This window comes from Arhodomonas aquaeolei DSM 8974, from assembly GCF_000374645.1.
GTDB classification, from domain to species: domain Bacteria; phylum Pseudomonadota; class Gammaproteobacteria; order Nitrococcales; family Nitrococcaceae; genus Arhodomonas; species Arhodomonas aquaeolei.
In genome coordinates this window covers 1-16,631 of the sequence record NZ_KB894829.1, presented here as the reverse complement: position 1 = coordinate 16,631, position 16,631 = coordinate 1, and the positions used below count along the sequence as shown (strand labels likewise).

The 16,631-nt window shown below is 66.4% G+C and carries 13 protein-coding genes and 1 tRNA gene; all 14 read right to left on the bottom strand.

What is annotated here, in order from left to right:
- The coding region (locus C516_RS20680; RefSeq protein WP_018719662.1) for a GTP-binding protein at positions 1-338 on the bottom strand (338 nt) is incomplete at its 3' end.
- Positions 339-395: 57 nt separating this feature from the next.
- A complete protein-coding gene (fusA, locus tag C516_RS0117530) occupies positions 396-2,489 on the bottom strand; it encodes an elongation factor G (RefSeq protein WP_018719723.1) in 2,094 nt (697 codons plus the stop codon).
- 20 nt (positions 2,490-2,509) lie between these two features.
- Positions 2,510-2,980 carry a 30S ribosomal protein S7 gene (rpsG, locus tag C516_RS0117525; RefSeq protein ID WP_026321272.1) on the bottom strand — a complete coding sequence of 157 codons (471 nt, stop codon included), beginning with the start codon at positions 2,978-2,980 and terminating at the stop codon, positions 2,510-2,512.
- Positions 2,981-3,018: 38 nt separating this feature from the next.
- On the bottom strand, positions 3,019-3,393 hold the full coding sequence (gene rpsL, locus C516_RS0117520) for a 30S ribosomal protein S12 (RefSeq protein ID WP_018719721.1): 375 nt from the start codon (positions 3,391-3,393) through the stop codon (positions 3,019-3,021).
- A 125-nt stretch (positions 3,394-3,518) separates the two neighbouring features.
- Positions 3,519-7,799, bottom strand: coding sequence for a DNA-directed RNA polymerase subunit beta' (rpoC, locus tag C516_RS20095; RefSeq protein ID WP_018719720.1), 4,281 nt, complete (start codon positions 7,797-7,799; stop codon positions 3,519-3,521).
- 125 nt (positions 7,800-7,924) lie between these two features.
- Complete coding sequence (rpoB, locus tag C516_RS0117510) at positions 7,925-11,989, bottom strand: DNA-directed RNA polymerase subunit beta (RefSeq protein ID WP_018719719.1); 4,065 nt, start codon at positions 11,987-11,989, stop codon at positions 7,925-7,927.
- Positions 11,990-12,155: 166 nt separating this feature from the next.
- Complete coding sequence (gene rplL / locus C516_RS0117505; protein WP_026321271.1) at positions 12,156-12,536, bottom strand: 50S ribosomal protein L7/L12; 381 nt, start codon at positions 12,534-12,536, stop codon at positions 12,156-12,158.
- A gap of 81 nt (positions 12,537-12,617) precedes the next feature.
- The gene (rplJ, locus tag C516_RS0117500; RefSeq protein WP_018719717.1) at positions 12,618-13,139 is read right to left on the bottom strand and encodes a 50S ribosomal protein L10; all 522 of its coding nucleotides are present in this window, start codon (positions 13,137-13,139) and stop codon (positions 12,618-12,620) included.
- A 268-nt stretch (positions 13,140-13,407) separates the two neighbouring features.
- Positions 13,408-14,103 (bottom strand): 50S ribosomal protein L1, encoded by a 696-nt coding sequence (rplA, locus tag C516_RS0117495; RefSeq protein ID WP_018719716.1) that lies wholly within the window; start codon positions 14,101-14,103, stop codon positions 13,408-13,410.
- Between the two features lie 3 nt (positions 14,104-14,106).
- Positions 14,107-14,538, bottom strand: coding sequence for a 50S ribosomal protein L11 (gene rplK / locus C516_RS0117490; protein WP_018719715.1), 432 nt, complete (start codon positions 14,536-14,538; stop codon positions 14,107-14,109).
- Positions 14,539-14,628: 90 nt separating this feature from the next.
- A complete protein-coding gene (gene nusG, locus C516_RS0117485; RefSeq protein ID WP_018719714.1) occupies positions 14,629-15,162 on the bottom strand; it encodes a transcription termination/antitermination protein NusG in 534 nt (177 codons plus the stop codon).
- A gap of 6 nt (positions 15,163-15,168) precedes the next feature.
- Complete coding sequence (gene secE, locus C516_RS0117480; protein ID WP_018719713.1) at positions 15,169-15,546, bottom strand: preprotein translocase subunit SecE; 378 nt, start codon at positions 15,544-15,546, stop codon at positions 15,169-15,171.
- Positions 15,547-15,606: 60 nt separating this feature from the next.
- Positions 15,607-15,682: transfer RNA gene (locus C516_RS0117475), tRNA-Trp, on the bottom strand.
- Between the two features lie 91 nt (positions 15,683-15,773).
- Positions 15,774-16,631: elongation factor Tu (locus C516_RS0117470; protein WP_018719712.1), on the bottom strand; the 858-nt coding region annotated here is incomplete at its 5' end.

Sequence of the window (16,631 nt, the reverse complement as noted above, 5' to 3'; positions counted from 1 at the left end):
ATCGGGCCGTCCGCCGCCGAGACCACCAGGATCGCGCCGTCCATCTGCGCCGCACCGGTGATCATGTTCTTCACATAGTCCGCGTGCCCCGGGCAGTCAACGTGCGCGTAGTGACGCGACTCCGTCTCGTACTCAACGTGCGCGGTCGCGATCGTGATACCACGGTCGCGCTCCTCCGGCGCGTTGTCGATCTGGTCGAACGCGCGCGCCGCACCCCCGTACTTCTCCGCCATCACCTTCGTCATCGCCGCCGTCAGCGTCGTCTTGCCATGGTCAACGTGACCAATCGTTCCCACGTTCACGTGCGGCTTCGTGCGCTCAAACTTCTCCTTGGACACGGCTCACCTCATCTGGGCTGAATTCTGTTAACGCGATAAACCCGACTGGCCGGCGGCTCAGCCGGCCTTCTTGATTACTTCGTCGGCGATGCTCGCCGGCGCCTCGGCGTACCCCACGAACTCCATGCTGTAGGACGCGCGACCCTGGGTCGCGGACCGCAGGTCCGTGGCGTAACCGAACATCTCCTTCAGCGGCACCTCGGCGCGGATCACCTTGCCGGTCGGCCCGTCCTCCATGCCCTGGACCGTGCCGCGGCGGCGGTTGACGTCACCCATGACGTCGCCCATGAACTCCTCGGGCGTCACCACCTCGACCTTCATGACGGGCTCGAGCAGCACCGGGTCCGCCTTGGCGAAGCCGTCCTTGAACGCCATCGAACCGGCGATCTTGAACGCCATCTCCGAGGAGTCCACGTCGTGGTACGACCCGTCGAAGAGCGTAACCTTGAGGTCGACCACCGGGAAGCCCGCGAGCACGCCGTTGGCCATCTGCTCCTGGATGCCCTGGTCCACCGAGGGGATGTACTCCTTCGGCACCACGCCGCCGACGATCTTGTTCTCGAAGGCGTAGCCCTCGCCGCGCTCCTGCGGCGCCATCTTGATCCACACGTGACCGTACTGGCCGCGACCGCCGGACTGCCGGACGAACTTGCCCTCGGTCTCGATCTCCTTGCGGATCGTCTCGCGGTAGGCCACCTGGGGCTGGCCGATGTTCGCCTCGACCTTGAACTCGCGCTTGAGGCGGTCGACGATGATCTCCAGGTGAAGCTCACCCATGCCGGAGATGATGGTCTGACCCGACTCCTCGTCCGTGCGCACCTGGAAGGACGGGTCCTCCTGGGCGAGCTTGCCCAGCGCAACGCCCATCTTCTCCTGGTCGCTCTTCGTCTTGGGCTCCACGGCAACAGAGATCACCGGGTCCGGGAACTCCATGCGCTCCAGGGTGATCCGGTTGTCCTTGTCGCAGAGGGTGTCACCCGTGGTGACCTCCTTGAGACCGATCGCGGCCGCGATATCACCGGCGCGAACTTCCTCGATCTCCTTGCGCTCCTTGGAGTGCATCTGAACGATGCGGCCGAAGCGCTCGCGCTTGCCCTTGACCGGGTTCCACACGGAGTCACCGGAGCGGATGACGCCAGAATAGACGCGGAAGAAGGTGAGCGTCCCGACGTAGGGGTCGGTCGCGATCTTGAACGCCAGGGCCGCGAACGGCTCCTCGTCGCTGGCCGGCCGTGTCGCCGCACTGCCGTCCTCGAGCTCGCCCTCGATCGGCGGGACATCCACCGGCGACGGCAGGTACTCGACCACCGCGTCAAGCAGGGCCTGGATGCCCTTGTTCTTGAACGCGGTACCACAGAACACCGGCACGATCTCGTTCGCCAACGTCTGCGCGCGGATGCCGCGATTGATCTCCTCGACGGTAAGCTCCTCACCCTCGAGGTACTTCTCCATCAGGGTCTCGTCACCCTCGGCCGCGGCCTCCACGAGCTGCTCGCGGTACTCGGCCGCCATCTCCTGGAGCTCAGCGGGCACCTCGACCTGGTCGTAGGTGACGCCCTGATCCTTCATGTTCCAGTAGATGGCCTTCATGCGCACGAGGTCGACGACGCCCTGGAAGTCGTCCTCCGCGCCGATGGCAAGCTGCATCGGCACCGCGTTGGCACCGAGACGCTCGCGCACCATCTGGATGCAGCGATAGTAATCGGCACCCATCTTGTCCATCTTGTTGACGAAGACCATGCGCGGCACGCTGTATTTGTTCGCCTGCCGCCACACTGTCTCCGTCTGCGGCTCAACGCCGGCATTCGCGTCCAGCACGCACACCGCACCGTCGAGCACACGCAGGGAGCGCTCCACCTCGATGGTGAAGTCCACGTGCCCGGGCGTGTCGATGATGTTGATCCGGTATTCCGGATACTGCTGGTCCATGCCACGCCAAAACGTGGTGGTAGCAGCAGAGGTGATCGTGATGCCGCGCTCCTGCTCCTGCTCCATCCAGTCCATGACCGCCGCACCCTCGTGCACCTCGCCCATCTTGTGGGAGATGCCCGTGTAGAACAGGATGCGCTCGGTGGCGGTGGTCTTGCCGGCATCGATGTGGGCCATGATGCCGATGTTGCGGTAGCGCTCGATCGGTGTCTTGCGTGCCACTGCGGAATTCCCCGTACGTGTTACCAGCGGAAGTGCGAAAAGGCCTTGTTCGCCTCCGCCATGCGATGCGTATCCTCGCGCTTCTTGACGGCTGCACCGCGGTTGTCGGCGGCCTCCAGCAGCTCGTTGGCGAGACGATGACCCATGGTGGTCTCACCCCGTTTGCGCGCGGAATCGATGATCCAGCGCATCGCCAGCGTGTTGCGGCGCTCGGGCCGGACCTCGACAGGCACCTGGTAGGTAGCGCCGCCAACGCGGCGGGACTTGACCTCGACGACCGGGCGCACGTTCTCGAGCGCGGTCTCGAGGACCTCCATGGGATCCTCGTGCCCCTTCGCGGTGACACGATCCAGCGCGCCGTAGACAATCCGCTCGGCGACCGAGCGCTTGCCGTCGCGCATGATGAAATTGACGAAGCGGGTCAGCATCTCACTGCCGAACTTGGGATCCGGCAGGACCTTCCGCTTGGGAACTTCTCTTCTTCTCGGCATCGCGTTAACTCACCCTGTCTGCAGGAACGGTTCAGCGCTCAGCTCTTGGGCCGCTTGGCGCCGTACTTGGAGCGGCCCTGACGGCGCTTGTCGACGCCGGCGGTATCGAGGGAGCCGCGCACCGTGTGATAACGCACGCCCGGCAGGTCCTTGACACGGCCGCCGCGGATCAGCACCACGGAGTGCTCCTGGAGGTTGTGCCCCTCGCCGCCGATGTAGCTCGCCACCTCGTAGCCGTTGGTCAGCCGTACACGCGCGACCTTGCGCAGCGCCGAGTTCGGCTTCTTCGGTGTGGTGGTGTAGACGCGGGTGCAGACCCCCCGGCGCTGCGGACAGGCCTCGAGCGCGGGGACGTTGCTCTTCGCCGCCCGGTGCTTACGCCCCTTCCGAACCAGCTGGTTGATGGTTGCCATAAGACGCTGACTCCAAAAGTAAAACGAACGACAGGCCGGGACCCCCGGCCTGTCGAAAGTGGGTAATTGTATGGACCCCCCGGGGGAGTGTCAACACAGCCCGGCCGGGGGATGCGCCGGCGCGCCTACTCTCCCGCGCCGTCGTCCTGGAAGCCGCCCTCGCGGACGGCACCGCCACCGAGGTGCGGCATCGCCGGCGGGACCATGTCCAGCTCGGCCGCCGGGCGCTGATGGCGCTGATGGCGATCCGTGTGGTAGGCGAAGCCCGTGCCCGCCGGGATAAGGCGGCCCACGATGACGTTCTCCTTCAGGCCACGGAGCTCGTCGCGGGCGCCGCGGGTGGCGGCGTCCGTGAGCACCCGGGTGGTCTCCTGGAAGGAGGCCGCCGAGATGAACGAGTCCGTCGCGAGCGACGCCTTGGTGATGCCGAGCAGCATCGGCTCGAAGCGCGCCGCCTCCTTGCCCTGGGCCTGGAGCTGCTCGTTCTCCTCGAGCACCCGGCCCCAATCCGCCTGTTCACCGCGCAGGTAGCGGGTGTCGCCGGCGTCCCGGATCTCGACCTTGCGCAGCATCTGCCGGGCGATGACCTCGATGTGCTTGTCGTTGATCTTCACGCCCTGCAGACGGTAGACGTCCTGGATCTCGCGGACGATATAGCTCGCCAGCTCCGTGACGCCGAGCAGGCGGAGGATATCGTGGGGGTTCGGCTCGCCGTCCGCGATGACCTCGCCCTTCTCCACGTGCTCGCCCTCGAAGACGGTGACGTTGCGCCACTTCGGGATGAGCTCCTCGTAGGTCTCGCCGTCCGGCATGGTGATGACCAGACGCTGCTTGCCCTTGGTCTCCTTGCCGAAGGACACGGTCCCGGAAACCTCGGCGAGGATCGCCGGCTCCTTCGGTTTGCGGGCCTCGAAGAGGTCGGCCACCCGGGGCAGACCACCGGTGATGTCGCGCGTCTTGGACGACTCCTGCGGGATGCGGGCGATGACGTCACCGACATCCACCTCGGCGTTGTCGTCGACGCTGACGATCGCGTCCGCCGAGAGGTAGTACTGCGCCGGGATGTCCGTGCCGGCGAGGTTGAGGTCGTTGCCGTCCTCGTCCACCAGCTTGATCATCGGGCGCAGGTCCTTGTGCGCGACGCGCTCCTCGGACTGCCGCCCGTTCGAGTCCACGACGGTGCGCCGGATCTCGCCGTTGCCGCGGGTCTTCGGGTCCGTGACCACGAGGCTGGACAGCCCGGTGACCTCGTCGACCTCGCGGTTGACGGTCACGCCCTCGACGAAGTCGAAGAACTTCAACCGCCCCTTCACCTCCGTGATGATCGGATGGGTATGGGGATCCCAGTTCGCGACGATCTGGCCCGCCTCCACGGCCTCATTGTCCTGCACCGCGATGGTCGCGCCGTAGGGCACCTTGTAGCGCTCGCGCTCGCGGCCATACTCGTCCATGACCGTGATCTCGCCGGAGCGGGAGACGGCCACCAGGTTGCCGGAGTGATGCTGCACGGTCTTGAGGTTGTGCAACCGCGCGGTGCCCGCCGCCTTGACCTCCACGTTGCTCACCGAGGCCGCCCGCGAGGCCGCGCCGCCGATGTGGAACGTGCGCATGGTCAGCTGGGTGCCCGGCTCGCCGATGGACTGCGCGGCGATGACGCCGACGGATTCGCCAACGTTGACCTTGTGGCCGCGCGCCAGGTCGCGGCCGTAGCAGTTCGCGCAGACACCGTGGCGGGTCTCGCAGGTGATCGGCGAGCGCACCCAGACCTCGTCAACGCCCTCCTGCTCGAGCATGTCGACGCGCAGCTCGTCGAGCAGCGTGCCGGCCTCGAGCACCACCTCGGTGCCGCCGGGACGGGTCACGTCCTGGGCGACCACCCGGCCGAGGACGCGCTCGCGCAGGGGCTCGACGACGTCGCCGCCCTCGATGATCGGAGTCATCTGCAGGCCGCGATAGGTGCCGCAGTCCCCCTCGGTGACAACGAGGTCCTGGGACACGTCCACGAGCCGGCGGGTCAGGTAACCGGAGTTCGCGGTCTTCAGCGCCGTATCCGCGAGGCCCTTGCGGGCGCCATGAGTCGAGATGAAGTACTGCAGGACGTTGAGGCCCTCACGGAAGTTCGCCGTGATCGGCGTCTCGATGATCGAGCCGTCCGGCTTCGCCATCAGGCCGCGCATGCCGGCGAGCTGACGGATCTGCGCGGCGGAGCCACGAGCACCCGAGTCGGCCATCATGAAGATGGAGTTGGTCGACTTCTGCTCGATCTCCTTGCCCTCGGCGTCGGTCGCCACCTCCTTGCCGAGGCGCTCCATCATCGCGCGGGCGACCTCGTCGTTGGTGTGCGACCAGATGTCGATAACCTTGTTGTAGCGCTCACCGTTGGTGACCAGGCCCGAGGCGTACTGCTCCTCGATGTCCTTCACCTCCTCCTCGGCGCGCTCGAGGATCTCCGCCTTCTCCGGCGGGATCACCATGTCCTCCATGCCGATGGACACCGCGGCACGGGTGGACATGTGGAAGCCGAGGTACATGAGCTGGTCGGCGAAGACCACCGTCGCCTTGAGGCCGAGCCGGCGATAACAGGTGTTGATCGCTTCGGAGATCGCCTTCTTGGTCATGTCCCGGTCGACCAGCGAGAACGGCAGCCCCTCGGGGACGATGTCATAGAGCAGCGCGCGGCCGGCCGTGGTCTCCACCCGGCGCACCGACTCGGTGACGTTACCGTCGTCATCCTGGATGACCTCGCGGATGCGTACCTGCACCCGTGCCTGGAGCTGGATCTGGCGGCTCTCGTAGGCACGATGGATCTCCTGGGTGTCGGAGAACACCATGCCCTCGCCACGGCGCCCGACCAGCGACAGGGTCATGTAGTACAGGCCCAGCACGATGTCCTGGGAGGCACCGATGATGGGCTCACCGGAGGCCGGCGAGAGCACGTTGTTCGACGACATCATCAGGGCGCGCGCCTCGAGCTGCGCCTCGATGGACAGCGGCACGTGCACCGCCATCTGGTCGCCGTCGAAGTCGGCGTTGAACGCCGGGCAGACCAGCGGGTGGAGCTGGATCGCCTTGCCCTCGATGAGCACCGGCTCGAACGCCTGGATGCCCAGGCGGTGGAGCGTCGGTGCGCGGTTGAGCATCACCGGATGCTCGCGGATGACGTCCTCGAGGATGTCCCAGACCTCGGGGGTCTCGCGCTCGACCAGTTTCTTGGCAGCCTTGATGGTGGTCGCCAGGCCCAGACGCTGCAGCCGCGAGAAGATGAAGGGCTTGAACAGCTCCAGCGCCATGCGCTTGGGCAGGCCGCACTGGTGCAGGCGCAGGGTCGGGCCGACCACGATCACGGAACGCCCGGAGTAGTCCACGCGCTTGCCCAGCAGGTTCTGGCGGAAGCGCCCCTGCTTGCCCTTGATCATGTCCGCCAGCGACTTCAGCGGCCGGCGGTTGGTGCCGGTGATCGCCCGCCCGCGCCGGCCGTTGTCGAGCAGCGCGTCCACCGACTCCTGGAGCATGCGCTTCTCGTTGCGCACGATGATGTCCGGCGCAGAGAGCTCGAGCAGCCGCTTGAGGCGGTTGTTCCGGTTGATCACGCGGCGGTAGAGATCGTTGAGGTCCGAGGTCGCGAACCGGCCGCCGTCGAGCGGCACCAGCGGACGCAGGTCCGGCGGCAGCACCGGCAGGACCGTCATGATCATCCACTCCGGCTTGTTGCCGGATTCGAGGAACGACTCCACGAGCTTGAGCCGCTTGGACAGCCGCTTGATCTTGGACTCGGAGTTGGTCGCGTCCATGTCCTCGCGCAGCCGCGCCGCCTCGTCCTGCAGATCCAGGCTCTTGAGCAGCTCGAACACGGCCTCGGCACCCATGCGGGCGTCGAACTCGTCGCCGTACTGCTCCACCGCGTCGAGGTAGCCGTCGTCGGTGAGCAGCTGGCCGCGCTCCAGCGGGGTCATGCCCGGGTCGATGACGATGAAGGCCTCGAAGTACAGGACCCGCTCGATGTCGCGCAGGGTCATGTCGAGGAGCAGGCCGATGCGCGAGGGCAGCGACTTGAGGAACCAGATGTGGGCCACCGGGCTCGCCAGGTCGATGTGGCCCATGCGCTCGCGGCGCACCTTGGCCAGCGTCACCTCGACGCCGCACTTCTCGCAGACCACGCCCCGGTGCTTGAGCCGCTTGTACTTGCCGCACAGGCACTCGTAGTCCTTGACCGGGCCGAAGATCTTCGCGCAGAACAGCCCGTCGCGCTCCGGCTTGAAGGTCCGGTAGTTGATGGTCTCGGGCTTCTTGACCTCGCCGTAGGACCAGGACCGGATCTTCTCCGGCGACGCCAGGCTGATACGAATGGCGTCGAAGTCATCAAGCTGCGCGCCCGGCTGCTTGAACAGATTCAGAAGGTCTTTCATAACCGCTGCCCGTCCAACTGTAGTTGGCAAATTCGCTGCGGGAACACCCCGCTCCGGCCGGCCGCCACGGGCGGCCGGCGCGTTGTCTGGCCCCGGTGCCGCGACCGCGCGGCACCGTCGCCCCGTCAGTCGTGCTCCAGCTCGATGTCGATACCGAGCGACCGGATCTCCTTGACGAGCACGTTGAACGACTCCGGCATCCCCGCCTCCATGCGGTGATCGCCGTCCACGATGTTCTTGTACATCTTGGTACGGCCCGGCACATCGTCCGACTTGACCGTGAGCATCTCCTGGAGCGTGTAGCTTGCGCCGTACGCCTCCAGCGCCCACACCTCCATCTCGCCGAAGCGCTGGCCGCCGAACTGGGCCTTGCCGCCGAGCGGCTGCTGGGTGACCAGCGAGTACGGCCCCGTCGAACGGGCATGCATCTTGTCGTCGACCAGGTGGTTGAGCTTGAGGATGTGCATGTAGCCGACGGTGACCGGCCGGTCGAAGGCCTCGCCGGTACGGCCGTCGTACAGCGTCGTCTGCCCGGACGTCGGCAGCCCCGCGAGCTCGAGCATCGCCTTGATGTCGTCCTCGTTCGCGCCGTCGAACACCGGCGTTGCCATGGGGACGCCGCCCCGGAGGTTGCCCGCCAGCTCAAGGACCTCCTCATCGCTCAGCGACTCGAGGTCCTCCTGCTTGCCGGAACGGTTGTAGATCCGGCCCAGGAAGTCACGGATGTCGGCCACGCTGCGCTGGGCGTCGAGCATCTCGCCGATACGCCGGCCGAGGCCCTTGGCGGCCCAGCCCAGGTGGGTCTCCAGCACCTGACCGATGTTCATGCGCGAAGGCACGCCCAGCGGCGAGAGCACCACGTCGATGGCCTCGCCGTTCTCGTCGAACGGCATGTCCTCGACCGGCACCACGCGGGAGATCACCCCCTTGTTGCCGTGGCGGCCCGCGAGCTTGTCGCCCGGCTGGATGCGCCGGCGCACGGCCAGATAGACCTTGACCATCTTGAGCACGCCCGGGGCGAGGTCGTCGCCCGCGGTGATCTTGCCCTTCTTCTCCTCGAAGCGGTCGTCAAAGGCCTTGCGCTGGGCCTCGAGCTGCTCCTTGACCTTCTCGAGCTGCTGGGTGACCTCGTCATCACGCAGGCGGATCTCGAACCAGCGACTGCGCTCGACGCCGCGGAGATACTCCTCGGTAAGCTCGGTGCCCGCGCGCAGGCCGTTCGGCCCGCCCTCGGCGACCTTGCCCACGAGCAGGCGCTCGAGACGGGCAAAGGCGTCGTTCTCGAAGATGCGGTACTGGTCGTTGAGGTCCTTGCGGACCGCCGCGAGGGCATCCGATTCGATGGACAGCGCCCGCTGGTCCTTTTCGACGCCGTCGCGGGTGAACACCTGCACGTCGATGACCGTGCCGTCCATGCCGGAGGGCACGCGCTGGGAGGTGTCCTTCACGTCGGACGCCTTCTCGCCGAAGATCGCGCGCAGCAGCTTCTCCTCCGGGGTGAGCTGGGTTTCGCCCTTGGGCGTGACCTTGCCCACGAGGATGTCGCCGGCCTTGACCTCGGCACCGATGTAGACGATGCCGGACTCGTCCAGGCGCGATAGCGCGCCCTCGCCCACGTTCGGGATGTCGGCGGTGATCTCCTCCGGGCCAAGCTTCGTATCCCGGGCCACGCAGGTGAGCTCCTCGATGTGGATCGTGGTATAGCGATCCTCCTGGACCACCCGCTCGGAGACGAGGATGGAGTCCTCGAAGTTGTAGCCGTTCCAGGGCATGAACGCGACGCGCATGTTCTGCCCGAGCGCGAGCTCGCCCATGTCCGTGGACGGGCCGTCGGCGAGGACGTCACCGCGGGCCACCACCTCACCCGGGCGCACCAGGACCTTCTGGTTCTGACAGGTGTTCTGGTTCGAGCGCGTGTACTTGGTGAGGTTGTAGATGTCCACGCCCGGCTCGCCCGGCGCGGTCTCCCCATCGTTGACCCGGACCACCACGCGCGCCGCGTCGACCTGCTCAACCACACCGCCGCGGTCGGCACAGACCGTCACGCCGGAGTCCACCGCCACCGAGCGCTCCATGCCGGTGCCCACCAAGGGCTTGTCGGCACGCAGGGTCGGCACGGCCTGGCGCTGCATATTAGCGCCCATGAGCGCGCGGTTGCCGTCGTCGTGCTCGAGGAACGGCACCAGCGAGGCGGCCACCGAGACGATCTGCTTCGGCGAGACGTCCATGTACTGGACCTTGTCCGGGGTGGACATGCCGAACTCGTTCTGATGACGGATCGAGATGAGGTCGTCGACGAGACGGCCCTCCTCGTCCACGCGGGCATTGGCCTGCGCGATGATATAGCGCGACTCCTCGATCGCCGAGAGGTAGTCCACGTCGTCGGTGACCTGACCGTCCACGACCTTGCGGTACGGCGTCTCGAGGAAGCCATAGCGGTTCGTGCGTGCGTATACGGCCAGCGAGTTGATCAGGCCGATATTCGGCCCCTCCGGGGTCTCGATCGGGCACACCCGCCCGTAGTGGGTCGGGTGGACGTCGCGGACCTCGAAGCCGGCGCGCTCGCGGGTGAGACCGCCCGGGCCGAGCGCCGAGACGCGGCGCTTATGGGTGACCTCGGAGAGCGGGTTGTTCTGGTCCATGAACTGCGAGAGCTGCGAGGAGCCGAAGAACTCCTTGATCGCCGCGGCCACGGGCTTCGCGTTGATCAGCTCCTGGGGCATCAGCCCCTCGCTCTCGGCGAGGCTCAGGCGCTCGCGCACGGCGCGCTCGACGCGCACCAGGCCGACGCGGAAGACGTTCTCGGCCATCTCGCCGACGCAGCGCACCCGGCGGTTGCCGAGGTGGTCGATGTCGTCGGTGCTGCCGTGGCCGTTACGGATGCTGATCAGCTCATGGAGGACCGCGAGGATGTCACTGTGGTCCAGCACGCCCTCGCCCGTGACCTCGTCGCGGCCGACCCGCAGGTTGAACTTCATCCGGCCGACCGGCGAGAGGTCGTAGCGGTCCGCGCTGAAGAACAGGTTCTCGAACAGGTTCTCCGCGGCCTCCTTGGTCGGCGGCTCGCCCGGGCGCATCATCCGGTAGATCTCCACCAGCGCCTCGAGCTGGGTACGGGTCGCGTCGATGCGCAGGGTGTTGGAGATGTACGGCCCGCGGTCCAGATCGTTGACGAACAGCGTGTCGAAGGTCTCGACGCCGGCGTCACGCATCTGCTGGACGAGCTCCTCGCCGAGCTCCGCGTTCGCCTCAGCGAGGACCTCGCCGGTGCTCGCGTCGATCACGTCGTGAGCAAGGATCTTGCCGGCAAGGTAGTCGTCCGGCACCTCGAGCTCGGTGAGCCCGGCCTTCTCCATCTGCCGGATGTGGCGCGCGGTGATCCGCCGGCCGCTCTCGACGATGACGTCATCGCCCGCGCGGATGTCGAACGCCGCGGTCTCGCCGCGCAGGCGCTCCGGCACCAGGTCGAGCACGATCCGGCCGCCACGGAACCGGTAGGTGTTCTTGTCGAAGAACAGGTCCAGCATCTGGGTGTTGTCGAACCCGAGGGCGCGCAGCAGCACCGTCGCCGGCAGCTTGCGGCGGCGGTCGATGCGCACGAAGATGCAGTCCTTCGGGTCGAACTCGAAGTCGAGCCACGAGCCGCGGTACGGGATGACCCGAGCGGTGTAGAGCAGCTTGCCCGAGGAGTGCGTCTTGCCCTTGTCGTGGTCGAAGAACACGCCCGGCGAGCGATGGAGCTGGGAGACGATAACCCGCTCCGTGCCGTTGACGACGAAGGTGCCGTTGCGGGTCATCAACGGCAGCTCGCCCATGTAGACTTCCTGCTCCTTGATGTCCTTGACGGTCCGCGCATCCTTGTCGTAAATCACCAGGCGCACGAGCACCCGCAGGGGCGCAGCGTAGGTCAGCCCACGGAGCTGGCATTCCTTGACGTCGAACGCCGGCTCGCCGATGCGGTAGCTGACATACTCCAGGGCCGCGCTGCCGGAGTAGCTCTCGATCGGGAACACGGACCTGAACGCACCGTGCAGGCCGCCTTCCTCGCGGCCATCCGGATCGCGTTCGAGCTGCAGGAAATCACGGTACGACTCGATCTGAGTGGCGAGGAGATAGGGGACATCCAGGATGTTCGGCTGCTTGCCAAAATCGTTCCGGATGCGCTTCTTTTCGGTGAAAGAGTAGGCCATCGAGCTTCCTCACCCAGGATTTGGTTCCAGTGGCGTGTCCAAAGCGCTGCCCACCGCGATAGGCAGGGCTTTGGGCCGCCCGTGACACAAACAGGGAAAGGCCGGCAGCCCCTGGCCGCCAGCCATTCCCCGTCATCAAGCTGAAAGTGCTTGTATCGCCAAGCCCTTACTTCAGCTCCACGGAGGCGCCCGCCTCCTCCAGCTTGGCCTTGATCTCCTCGGCCTCGTCCTTGCTGGCGCCTTCCTTGACCGGGGCCGGCGCACCCTCGACGACCTCCTTCGCCTCCTTCAGGCCAAGGCCGGTCACGCCGCGCACGGCCTTGATCACGGCGACCTTGTTGGAACCGAAGCTGGAGAGCACGACGTCGAACTCGGTCTGCTCTTCCTCGGCAGCGGCCTCGCCACCACCACCGGCGGCCGGCGCGGCCGCGACAGCGGCAGCGGCGGTGACGCCGAACTTCTCTTCCATCGCCTCGATCAGCTCAACGACCTCCATGACGGACATGGAGGCAATAGTCTCAAGAATATCGTCCTTAGAAACGGCCATCGTCAAATCTCCTAAGCGTTGACGCGTAAACGTCGAAATACCAGACAGCAGCGACAGTCAGGATCGCAGCGGCGCCGCGCGTTACTGCTTGGCGTCCTTCACTGCAGCGAGCGTACGGACCAGCTTGCCGGGCACCTCGTTGAGGGTGGTGGCGAGCTTCTGGACCGGCGCACGCATCGTCGCCATGAGGCGGCTGACCGCCTCGTCGTAGGTCGGCAGACTGGCCAGACGTTCCAGCTCGGCGGCGCCATAACGCTCACCACCGACAGCAACCATCTTGACCACGAGCTGCTCGCGCTCCTTGCCGAAATCGCGGATAACGCGAGCGGCCGACCCGGGATCCTCCTGCGAGAAGGCGAGAAGCAGCGGGCCCTCGAGCCCCTCCGACATGCACTCGAAGTCCGTGCCCTCCACCGCCCGCTTAGCGAGGGTGTTCTTGAGCACCTTCAGGTACACGCCGGACTCGCGTGCCTTCACACGCAGCCGATCCATGTCACCGGCATTCAGCCCGCGATACTCCGCCGCAACGGCGGAGTGGGCGTCAGCGGCGACACTGGCAACCTCCTGCACCATCCGCTTTTTCTGTTCCAGACTCAGTCCCATTGCTTTCCTCCTGGAACGCGGTTGGTTCGAAGGGGCCGCCGGCCGTAACCGGCAACCCCGGGGACGGTTTCCGCCCCCGGCCCGCCCGTGGCGGGCCGGACGGTGGCCCCTTCGCAGGATGGTCGATCCTGTCTGGGCTGCACCGTCTGCGCAGGCGGCCTCGCGGCCTTTAAGCGCTTTCGCGCACCGTGCGGTCTTAGACGGCTGTCGCGTCGACGACAGCCTCAAGACCCGTGTGGGCACGCCGGCCGGGCCGGCGCGCCGTCATTCATGCACTCAGGGACGCGAGGTCGATGGAGACCCCGGGACCCATCGTCGTGGACACCGTCACCCTCTTGAGGTAGGTACCCTTGGAGGTGGACGGCTTGACCTTGTTGAGATCGATGATCAGCGCCTCGAGGTTCTGGCGCAGCTGCTCGACCCCGAAGTCCACCTTGCCGAGGGTGCAGTGGATCAGGCCGCCGCGGTCGGTGCGGTAGCGGACCTGGCCGGCCTTGGCGTTCTGCACCGCCTCGGTCACGTCGGTGGTCACCGTCCCGACCTTCGGATTCGGCATCAGCCCGCGCGGGCCGAGCACCGGACCGAGCCGGCCGACGACACCCATGGTATCCGGCGTGGCGATAACCACGTCGAAATCCAGCTCACCGCCCTGGATGCGCTCGGCGAGGTCCTCCAGGCCCACGACGTCGGCGCCCGCCGCCTCGGCGGCCTCCGCGTTCGCGCCCTGGGCGAAGACCGCAATGCGCACGGTCTTGCCGGTGCCGTTCGGCAGCACCGTGGAGCCGCGGACGACCTGGTCCGACTTTCGCGGATCGACACCGAGATTCACGGACACGTCCACGGACTCGGTGAAGCGCGCATTGGCAAGCTCCTTGAGCAGCCCGAACGCCTCGTCGGCCTCGTACAGGCGCGTCGCGTCGACCCGCTCGCGGAACATCTGCTTGCGCTTGCTCAGCTTCGCCATGGCTTAAACCCCCTCCACGTCGAGGCCCATCGAGCGCGCGCTACCCGCGATGGTGCGCACCGCCGCGTCCATGTCGGCCGCATTGAGGTCCGGCCACTTGGTGCGAGCGATCTCCTCGAGCTGCTCGCGGTTGACCTTGCCCACCTTGTTGGTGTTGGGCTGGCCGCTGCCCGACTTGATGCCGGCTGCCTTCTTCAGCAGGATCTGCGCCGGCGGCGTCTTGGTGATGAACGTAAAGCTCCGGTCGCTGTAGACCGTGATCACCACCGGGATCGGCAGACCCGGCTCCATCTCCTGGGTCTGCGCATTGAACTGCTTGCAGAACTCCATGATATTGACGCCGTGCTGACCCAGCGCCGGGCCGACCGGCGGGCTCGGGTTGGCCTTGCCGGCGGCCACCTGCAGCTTGATGTAGGCTTCGACCTTCTTTGCCATGACGGACTCCTGGTGATGGGTAATGACGCCGGCGGACTGGTTACCCCGGCTCCCCGGAACGGCCCGCGCGGTAGCTGCCGCGCGGCCGGATTAGCCCTTCTCGACCTGACTGAACTCGAGCTCCACGGGGGTCGAGCGCCCGAAGATGAGCACCGCCACGCGCAGGCGGCTCTTCTCGTAGTTGACCTCCTCGACCACGCCATTGAAGTCGGTAAACGGCCCGTCGATGACGCGCACCACTTCGCCGACCTCGAAGAGCACCTTCGGCCGCGGCTTCTCGGTGCCCTCCTTGACGCGATTGAGGATCTGCTCGGCCTCGCGCTCGGAGATGGGGGCGGGACGGTCGCTGGAGCCACCGATGAAACCCATGACCCGCGGGACGTTGCGCACGAGATGCCACGTCTCGTCGGTCATCTCCATCTGGACCAGCACGTACCCGGGGAAAAACTTCCGCTCGCTGCGGCGCTTCTGCCCGTCCTTGATCTCGACCACCTCCTCGGTGGGGACAAGGATCTCACCGAACTGGTCTTCCATGCCCGCCCGGCGCACGCGCTCCTGGAGGGAGCGCTTCACCTGGTTTTCGAACCCCGAGTAGGCGTGGACCACATACCAGCGCTTCGCCATCAGGGATCAACCTCCAGGTCGCACGAGGGACTCAACCCCCCAAAGGAAAAACATGTCGAGCAGCCAGAGCATGACCGCGACGAGCAGCACCATCGCGATCACGATCATCGTTGTCTGCAACGTCTCCTGGCGCGTCGGCCAGACCACGCGCCGGAGCTCCTGGCGCGACTCCCGGGCGAACGCCCAGGCCGCACGTCCGCGCACCGTCGACATGGCGATGCCAATGGACACCGCTGCCACCGCGATCAACCCGATGGCCCGGTACAGCACCGACTGGGCCTCGAACCAGTAGAAGGCGACCACCCCGAGCAGGAACAGCCCGATGGCGACGGCCAACTTCAGGGAATCGAGCGGCGAGGACTGACTTTCGGCTCTGGCACTCATGAACTGCCTGCAAAAACACTACGCCGCCTCCTGTATCAGGGCGGCGGCGTCGATATCAGATGGCAGGCCAGGAGGGACTCGAACCCCCAACCTGCGGTTTTGGAGACCGCTGCTCTGCCAATTGAGCTACTGGCCTATAACCGATGCCGGCGGGCGTCACACACCGGCGAATTGACTAGAGTAAACGAAAGCGGGCCGCGAGGAAACCCCCCGCGGCCCGGCCGGCCTTACTCGATGATCTTGGAGACGACGCCGGCGCCGACGGTACGACCGCCCTCACGCACCGCGAAGCGCAGCCCCTCTTCCATGGCGATCGGCGCGATCAGCGACACCGTCATCTTCACGTTGTCGCCCGGCATCACCATCTCCGTGCCCTCCGGCAGGTCACAGGCACCCGTGACGTCGGTGGTACGGAAGTAGAACTGCGGCCGGTAGCCGTTGAAGAACGGCGTGTGACGGCCACCCTCGTCCTTGGAGAGCACGTAGACCTCGCACTCGAACTTCGTGTGCGGGGTGATCGTGCCCGGCTTGCACAGCACCTGCCCGCGCTCGACCTCGTCGCGCTTGGTGCCACGCAGCAGCGCACCGATGTTGTCGCCCGCCTGCCCCTGATCGAGCAGCTTGCGGAACATCTCCACACCGGTGACCGTGGTCTTCGTGGTGTCGCGCAGACCCACGATCTCGACCTCCTCGCCGGTCTTGATCACGCCGCGCTCGACACGACCGGTCACCACCGTGCCGCGACCCGAGATCGAGAACACGTCCTCGATCGGCATCAGGAACGGGCCGTCGATCGCGCGGCTCGGCTCCGGGATGTACTCGTCCATCGACTGCACCAGGCGGATGATCGACGGCGCGCCGATCTCCGACTCGTCACCCTCCAGCGCCTTCAGCGCCGAGCCGGTGATCACCGGGATGTCGTCGCCCGGGAAGTCGTAGTCACTGAGCAGCTCCCGGACCTCCATCTCCACGAGCTCCAGCAGCTCCTCGTCGTCGACCATGTCCGCCTTGTTCAGGTAGACCACCATCGACGGCACACCCACCTGGCGCGCCAGCAGGATGTGCTCACGCGTCTGCGGCATCGG

Excerpts from the sequence above, each read along its gene's own strand:
- rpsG (WP_026321272.1), bottom strand. The coding sequence starts at position 2,980 with ATGCCGAGAAGAAGAGAAGTTCCCAAGCGGAAGGTCCTGCCGGATCCC.
- rpsL (WP_018719721.1), bottom strand. The coding sequence starts at position 3,393 with ATGGCAACCATCAACCAGCTGGTTCGGAAGGGGCGTAAGCACCGGGCG.
- rpoC (WP_018719720.1), bottom strand. The coding sequence starts at position 7,799 with ATGAAAGACCTTCTGAATCTGTTCAAGCAGCCGGGCGCGCAGCTTGAT.
- rpoB (WP_018719719.1), bottom strand. The coding sequence starts at position 11,989 with ATGGCCTACTCTTTCACCGAAAAGAAGCGCATCCGGAACGATTTTGGC.
- rplL (WP_026321271.1), bottom strand. The coding sequence starts at position 12,536 with ATGGCCGTTTCTAAGGACGATATTCTTGAGACTATTGCCTCCATGTCC.
- rplJ (WP_018719717.1), bottom strand. The coding sequence starts at position 13,139 with ATGGGACTGAGTCTGGAACAGAAAAAGCGGATGGTGCAGGAGGTTGCC.
- rplA (WP_018719716.1), bottom strand. The coding sequence starts at position 14,103 with ATGGCGAAGCTGAGCAAGCGCAAGCAGATGTTCCGCGAGCGGGTCGAC.
- rplK (WP_018719715.1), bottom strand. The coding sequence starts at position 14,538 with ATGGCAAAGAAGGTCGAAGCCTACATCAAGCTGCAGGTGGCCGCCGGC.
- nusG (WP_018719714.1), bottom strand. The coding sequence starts at position 15,162 with ATGGCGAAGCGCTGGTATGTGGTCCACGCCTACTCGGGGTTCGAAAAC.
- secE (WP_018719713.1), bottom strand. The coding sequence starts at position 15,546 with ATGAGTGCCAGAGCCGAAAGTCAGTCCTCGCCGCTCGATTCCCTGAAG.